This window comes from Anaeromonas frigoriresistens, assembly GCF_016820655.1.
Classification (GTDB): domain Bacteria; phylum Bacillota; class Clostridia; order Tissierellales; family SIT17; genus Anaeromonas; species Anaeromonas frigoriresistens.
In genome coordinates, this window is the sequence record NZ_WSFT01000049.1 from 1 (window position 1) to 7,083 (window position 7,083).

The window sequence follows — 7,083 nt, forward strand, 5'->3', positions numbered from 1 at the left end:
GTCCACACCTATTATTTTTTTATATAGGAGAAATAATAGCTTAAAAACACCTTTCAGAGATTCAAAAAGGCATTATAAATGCCCTAGGTATACGATACCTAGGGCTTAAAATTCCTTAAAATTCCTATAACCAAATTTTATGTATTTACCTTGTCTTACCCCTATAACTTTGATATAATTGGGGTATATTTAAAAATAAGGCTTTGGTTGTAGGCTTGTCCTATTGCTTCTAGGTATCGTTGTTACCTGAAGTACTTTTAATATGCTGGTAACATATTAAAAGAACTGAAGCTCCGAAACCGACAGAAGTCGGTTTTTTTTTATGTAATTTTTTATTTCTTATATGTAATATTTTTAAACTTAATACTATTGTATCCTTATTACTTTGAGATTTCAACAAATATTTATGCATTATTGGAATATTAAATATAGTACTAAATTCCTATTTATGTAAGAATAGATAATATATACTGTTTTTTGCCATGTTTCGACATTTTTATCGAGTTGATAGTGTTACTATGTAAGTGTGCGCACGTAAATATATTTAATTTTAAAAGGAGGATATATTATGAAAAGAAAATTATTAAGTCTTAGTTTAATGGTGTTTATGTTAGCTGTTATGTTTGCCCCTGTTTACGCTGCTTCTAGTACAGGCTATTGGAGTTTTACCATGAATTATCGAGTAGTAGATGGTGATGCAAATGGAGAATTTTATGACTTAACTGCTGGTGACATGTCTTTATCTGGAGATGTATATGCATATTCAAAAGATGGTGGAGCAGTAAGTTCACCTTATACAATATATTTTTCAGTTAAAGAATCTAAAGATTGGTCTATAGATAGAAGTGTAGGTTCAACATCTAGAACACCATCTTCTACTCTTTATAGCTCTAGATCAGTGTCAGGTTCTTGGGGAGAACAACCTGCAGGAAAATATTACTTAGTCATATATACTGTTGAAGATGATGGATGGAATACAAAAGGAAGTGGAACTCTCAAAAATAATTAAAATCAACTACTATTTTTAAATTAAGAGTTGCATATATCTCTTAAGAGATATATGCAACTCTATCAATTATAGGAGGATAATATATGGTAGATTTTGATAAACTAACGATGACAATTAGCTTAGTAATATTATTTTTATCTTTAATTTATATTAAAAAGAAAAAAAGAGTTACAAATGTATACCTTATATTTTTTAGTATCTTTTTCATTTACTTGATAGGTGTATTAAAGTATACAATATTTCCTATACCATTAGATCCTTTTATGAGGGAAGTAATGAGTAGAGAAACTACTTTTTTAAATGGTGTAAATTTAATACCTTTTAATTTTAAATCTATGGAATATCTATTGCATAACCAAATATTACTTAATATAATTTTATCTATACCTTTTGGTTTTGGAATATCATATATAACTAAAATTTCGAAAAAAAAGTTGCTTTCATATGGAATATTTTTTGGAGTTATCATAGAGTTAACTCAGCTAATAATATCATTAATTTTAGGTTATACCTATAGATATATCGATATAAATGATGTGATTTTAAACTTCGTTGGAGTTATCATAGGTTACTTTATTTTTAAAGCATTTGCAATGATATTTATTAAGATCGTTGAAAAATTCAATATAAAGTTAGATTCTATTTTAGAATACATCTATAATATTTCAAAGTATTCTATTGAGAAAAACTAGATAGATACTAACAGTTAGTATCTATCTAGTTTTTCTATATATTTAAACTATCATAAAGATGATTAATATCATCCTGGCGAATTCCTAAATATCTCTTAGTTACATTTAAATTGCTATGATTTAAAGTCTCCATAATAAGAGCCGAACTAAATCCTTTTTTCCAAGCATGATAGCCCCAAGTCTTTCTTAAAGTATGAGTTCCTACGTTATCTTTTACTTCTACAGACTTAGCAGCACCCTTTAAAATATTAAGAGCTTGTTGCCTAGATATAGGCTTCATATTTCCCTCTCTAGACTTAAATATATAGGTATCCATGTCATAGATGTCCAAGCTATCTAAAAGTTCTCTTAGAGCCTTTTTAGAGGTCATATTTAGCTTAATTTTCCTTTCCTTCCTGGTCTTACTCTCCATAATACAAATATCCTTAAAAGTCCTTTTATTTTCTTTTAAAACATCTCCCCATTTAAGCTGAAGTAGGTCCGAAATTCTTAAAGCAATATTTATTCCTAAAACAAACATAGTATAATCTCTAATATCCTTACCTCTTAAATAAGTTTTCATTGCATTAACCTTTTTTATATCTCTAATTGGATCAACAGATTTCATAATTGACCTCCTTATAACTTTAGTAAAAAATATTTAATATAGACTTATCTATCTATCTTTTCTATTTCTTTATTAATTCCGTCTCCATATTTTTATAGATATATTTCTTATTAATATGTCTATAAAAATATAAAATTTTAAAAATACAGGTATTTTAGTAAAGAGCATAAGGGAACTCGGTGCCACTTTTTTTGAAAGTGTGCAAATAGGCTGTGCCTATTGAGTTCCTAGAGGTGTCATTTTTTTAGAGTTAGATATAGTGTAGATATAGCAGAGATATACTACAGATATAGTCAAATATCTCTTGCGATATATTCTTTTTAAATAGTTTCTTTACTAAATTACATTTACTTTTCATTCAATAAAATATTTTTCTTATAATTTTTGAGCTTCATTATGTATCATTCATTACAAATAAACTAATTAAATCTTGGAGCTCTTTTTCATCAAAAATATATTATATAAATGTCTCCTTTCATAAAAATATTTTAATTTATATTTATTGAATTTTGTCTTTTCAGTCTATCAATCAGTCATATTAATAGATTTTTTTATTCAAATTTCTCACCCTTGAATAACTGAAAATAAAGTAATATAATATAAATAAGAAAGAATAAAAGATCTAAATTCGGAACATCCTAGCCTTAGTAGGATATTATAAAATTGGAGCACCTTAGCCATAGTAAGGACTAAAAAATCGGAGCACCCTAGCCTCAGTAGGGATCTATAAAATTGGAGAGTCCTAGCCTTAGTAGGAACTAAAAAATTAATAATCTTTAAAAGTTAAGTTTGCCTTTTGGCAAACTTATTTTATTTTTACAATAACTTTCCTAGTCTCTTATTCTTTTTTTATGAATTTGTCATATTGATATTATATCATCATTTATGACAAACTCAAAAGAGAAAAATAAAAAAGGATAAAGTAGAAATTCTACTCTATCCTAGTAATATCAATATGTATGTAAGTTTTTCTGAGTTTGTCATAATATGAATTTTGACAAACTCCTATTTATCATATTTAAATTTAAAACTTGTTTTTTTCTAATTGATATTCTAAGTCTATTAATATCTGTGTTTTTGAGGCTTCATCATATTCAGATAATAAAGCTTCATTCCTTTTTTCTCCATTTAATTTTCCAATTATATTATCTTCTAATTTCATAATAAGGAATGTATAAGCATCTGAAAAAGGTGGACAAGGTGTATTTTTCATTTTTTTTAAATCTTCTAATGTTTTCATAAAAATCTCCTTATACTTTAATTTTAGGATATACTTTTTCCAGTTTTACTCAATATGAATTTTTATAAATTAAGTATTGTTAATAATTTATTATTACTGATTTATTCAATTATAAAAATAATGTTAATATTACACTAAATAATGCACCTATTATCCCTCCAAAAATCCAATCTTTTATTTTACTTTTAATTGAATTTGAACCATCAAACTTACCTTCTAAATTTCTTATTGATTCCGTATGATTTTCCAGTAAATTGTAAAAACTTTTATACATTTTTTCAGAATTATCGTATTTTATATCCTTACTTTTAAGAGTTTTTTTATTTAACGTTTTATCATTACTTAGTTCAAATTTATCTCCTGCTACTGCAATTTTCAATGCATCCATAACTTCTACCATAAATGATTCATCAACACTACTAATTTTTTGATCAAGTAGCTGTTTATGTTTATCTATAACTCTTACCTGTTCTAATAATATTACGCTGTCTACTTTTAATCCTGATTGATTTGCTTCAATTTTAACCTGTGTTGGTATTTTAGGATTATTAAAATTTGAACTTATAGGTGCAACTATAACTGTAGGTGCATACTTGTTTGCAATATCATTCTGTAGTACTATTACTGGTCTTTTCCCTCTAATAGTAGAACCAAAACTATATCCTAAATCGGCATAATATATATCTCCTCTTTTAACACTCATACAAATTTCCCCTTGTCTTTTCATGCTTACAGATTAATTTCACTCTAATTTTGTTCTTTACTTAAATAAAATATTAAATTCAAGTCCAATGTTTAAATATGTCTTTTTTTACACAACGTTCAGGCTTGAGTTGTCACCTTATTAGAAGTACAGCTCCCTAATATATAATTAGATCCTGGCAAGTATACTTTGCTTCTTCAATTATCAATTGTTTGGTTTTAACAATCTATGGTCCTGGCAAAGACTTCTAAACGATTTCTGATTTCTGGCGTGTATCAGTAACCTTATATTACAGTTTTAAAATATAAACTGCTTACTTCGTACTTTCAAGACACCTTCTACGGCTTTTACCCTTATACTCCTGATAACCAATCAAGAAACATCTGCGAAGGATACAAATGTAGTACGTCAACTATATTAAATTATCAATGATCTTCATTCATATTATAATTTAAATTTTACCATATATATCTATTTTTTGATATATAGTTTAGTTTATAAAAGCTATAGTATGTAAAACTTAAATATTATCTTGAAAGATATTTTTTTCTATATCTGTATAATATTTTCTTATTAAATCAACCCACTTATTTATAGTTTTTATATGTATCATTACTTGTGAATAGCTAAAAATAGATAAAAATTGACTAGTTATAATATTTAAAGATATAGCTGCTTGCATAGCAGGTAAAGCAATTCCATAATCTGAATGTCCTGCTGCTATTATATCAGAATCATTCTTCATACCTAATCGATTAAATGTTCCTTGAGATGAACCATGTATTACTTGATTAGCTATTTTATATTGTTCTCTCCACTGGTTATTAATAAATTCACACTTATTTTGTATATCATTAAAGTTTATATACTTTTTGGAGGTATTAGAAAAACAATCTGCTGACTTTGCCCAATTATATCTATCTTCAGTATTCTGAGATTCAAAAAATGCTTTAGCTACTTTTTCTCCATATTTTTTAATAAAATTAGCTATTATAGATAATTCATAAATTGATCTCCATCTAGCATATGCTCCATCTGCAAATCCAGCTTTTATTAAATGTAATACTTCTAAATACTGTTGACATACTCTTCCGTGTATATATTTTAAAGTTAAATAGGTATATTGTTTATCCGCTTTTAATTTCTCATCTTCAGGATTATTTAATTTACTTAAATAATCACCATATAATTCAGCAGCTTCTATAACCATAACGTAGAGTGTTTCAGAAGCTACAAAGCCTTTTCCCCATTTTTGTTCATTTCTAGCTATAAATTCATCTGTTTCAATTCTCTGTTCCATTGCAATTTGATACATGTTATTTTTATAAATTTTAAAAGTATCTTTTAAAATTTCATCTATATAATCCTTAAATATATTTTCAACATCAAGATCTTCTAAATCTTTTAAACATTTTTCTTCAGTTATTTTATTAGAGTTTAATTGATTTTCTTTTATTTTAATCAGATTTTCAATCAAATTATTTACTAGTTTATCTTCCAAACTAATTCCTCTTTTCTTTTATAAAACATCTAAAATTCAGCTCAGTCCATTAGATATTCAACATACTTGTATATCATTTAAATAATTTTTTCCACCACGGTTTTTCACTGTTGTTTCTCCATTCAGTTAATCTCTTATCTATTTTACTGTAGTGATCTTCATTCTGTCTTTTAATACTACGTAACTCATCACGTAAGCTCTTATTATCTTCAAGTACCTTCTCTAAAGCTTCATTAGTTCCTTTAAGTTCCTTAGAAACTGCTAACCTAATTTCATTAATAAGATTTTCTTTAATATCAAGTGAAACTTCATCTAATACTACAAGGTCACTTTTTTCATCTTCTAAAATGCCTTTTTCTATAAATAAAGTTTTAATTCCATCTAATGACATGCCCTTAGATTTAAAGTCCAATATCTTCTCTAATACATCAATATTCTCATCCGTATAAATTCTATTTCCTGATTTATCTCTATTGATCTGAAGGTTAAACTTCTTTTCATAATAATGTAAAGTTCTATAGGAAATATCTAACCGTTCAGATACTTCCTTAATAGAATACTGTACTCTATCCATTATCTAACACCCCTTAATATACGTAATTCAGACGTAAGCTCTTACGTCTGAATTACGTATTACGTAAGAGCTCTTATTTATATAATAACATACTTTTAAAACCAGCTAAAACAAGGCAATGTAAATAATAAAAGCTAAGGTAAGGTATTTAACTTTAGGAATGATCCAGGGGAAACTTCCAACGCGTTTCCCCTCGCTCCCGCTGGTCGCTTCACCCCTTCCTGTGCTACCGCGGCTCACCTTGGAAAGACTCACTTCACTACGTTACGTTCCCTATCCCAAGGTTTCCCTTTGGTCTTAAATGTTTTTGTATTCTTTATCTTCACATATTCAAATATTTAATATTTTTTTCGAAAAAAGACTTGAAACCAAGGGACACAGAGGATATGCTCGGCAGGTTCAACTAGGAAATTTGGACACAGGTATCCTGTTGCAAGGTAAAATACAAGATTTTACTTGCGATACCTGTGTACTTAGATATGCCCGTTTAGGACTAACTGAGGTTTCTTAGTACTCGCTTACAGCTAGGTTTTTTCATGCCCTAGTAGAAGTCTTTGCGAATCACCGTCCCCGCTCTGATGACTTCCAGTTCTCAACCGGTGTTGTTCCCCCGAACCGAAGATTTTTTATAGTGGGTATGGCGTTCTCCCTCCCCACTGACGACAAAGGTTATATAAGCGAAATATATCCCTTCCCGAAACGACTTTTTGCATTGGCTCGTCCACACCTATTATTTTTTTATATAGGAGAAATAATA

7 protein-coding genes are annotated in these 7,083 nt (G+C 27.9%); 2 read left to right on the plus strand and 5 right to left on the minus strand.

Going from position 1 to position 7,083, the window contains the following annotated elements; translation table 11 throughout:
• Positions 1-568 precede the first annotated feature (568 nt).
• Both GOQ27_RS12990 and GOQ27_RS12995 read left to right on the plus strand, forming a co-directional pair.
• Positions 569-1,009, plus strand: coding sequence for a hypothetical protein (locus GOQ27_RS12990; RefSeq protein ID WP_203367307.1), 441 nt, complete (start codon positions 569-571; stop codon positions 1,007-1,009).
• An 83-nt stretch (positions 1,010-1,092) separates the two neighbouring features.
• Complete coding sequence (locus tag GOQ27_RS12995; RefSeq protein WP_203367308.1) at positions 1,093-1,701, plus strand: VanZ family protein; 609 nt, start codon at positions 1,093-1,095, stop codon at positions 1,699-1,701.
• 34 nt (positions 1,702-1,735) lie between these two features.
• On the opposite strand, the gene GOQ27_RS13000 is transcribed toward GOQ27_RS12995, so the two are convergent.
• From GOQ27_RS13000 to GOQ27_RS13020, 5 genes are all read right to left on the minus strand, one after another.
• Positions 1,736-2,308: a tyrosine-type recombinase/integrase gene (locus tag GOQ27_RS13000; RefSeq protein WP_203367309.1), complete on the minus strand. Its 573-nt coding sequence runs from the start codon at positions 2,306-2,308 to the stop codon at positions 1,736-1,738.
• A gap of 1,024 nt (positions 2,309-3,332) precedes the next feature.
• Positions 3,333-3,548, minus strand: coding sequence for a hypothetical protein (locus GOQ27_RS13005; RefSeq protein ID WP_203367310.1), 216 nt, complete (start codon positions 3,546-3,548; stop codon positions 3,333-3,335).
• A 109-nt stretch (positions 3,549-3,657) separates the two neighbouring features.
• Entirely contained in the window at positions 3,658-4,251 is a 594-nt protein-coding gene (locus tag GOQ27_RS17535) for a type II toxin-antitoxin system PemK/MazF family toxin (protein WP_203367311.1), read from the minus strand.
• A 520-nt stretch (positions 4,252-4,771) separates the two neighbouring features.
• Positions 4,772-5,752 carry a DUF5677 domain-containing protein gene (locus GOQ27_RS13015; RefSeq protein WP_203367312.1) on the minus strand — a complete coding sequence of 327 codons (981 nt, stop codon included), beginning with the start codon at positions 5,750-5,752 and terminating at the stop codon, positions 4,772-4,774.
• 73 nt (positions 5,753-5,825) lie between these two features.
• Entirely contained in the window at positions 5,826-6,326 is a 501-nt protein-coding gene (locus GOQ27_RS13020) for a helix-turn-helix domain-containing protein (RefSeq protein WP_203367313.1), read from the minus strand.
• Positions 6,327-7,083 lie beyond the last annotated feature (757 nt).

What these genes read in the sequence shown, in the direction of transcription:
- GOQ27_RS12990 (WP_203367307.1), top strand. Translation starts at nt 569, where the DNA reads ATGAAAAGAAAATTATTAAGTCTTAGTTTAATGGTGTTTATGTTAGCT.
- GOQ27_RS13005 (WP_203367310.1), bottom strand. Translation starts at nt 3,548, where the DNA reads ATGAAAACATTAGAAGATTTAAAAAAAATGAAAAATACACCTTGTCCA.
- GOQ27_RS13000 (WP_203367309.1), bottom strand. Translation starts at nt 2,308, where the DNA reads ATGAAATCTGTTGATCCAATTAGAGATATAAAAAAGGTTAATGCAATG.
- GOQ27_RS12995 (WP_203367308.1), top strand. Translation starts at nt 1,093, where the DNA reads ATGGTAGATTTTGATAAACTAACGATGACAATTAGCTTAGTAATATTA.
- GOQ27_RS17535 (WP_203367311.1), bottom strand. Translation starts at nt 4,251, where the DNA reads ATGAGTGTTAAAAGAGGAGATATATATTATGCCGATTTAGGATATAGT.
- GOQ27_RS13020 (WP_203367313.1), bottom strand. Translation starts at nt 6,326, where the DNA reads ATGGATAGAGTACAGTATTCTATTAAGGAAGTATCTGAACGGTTAGAT.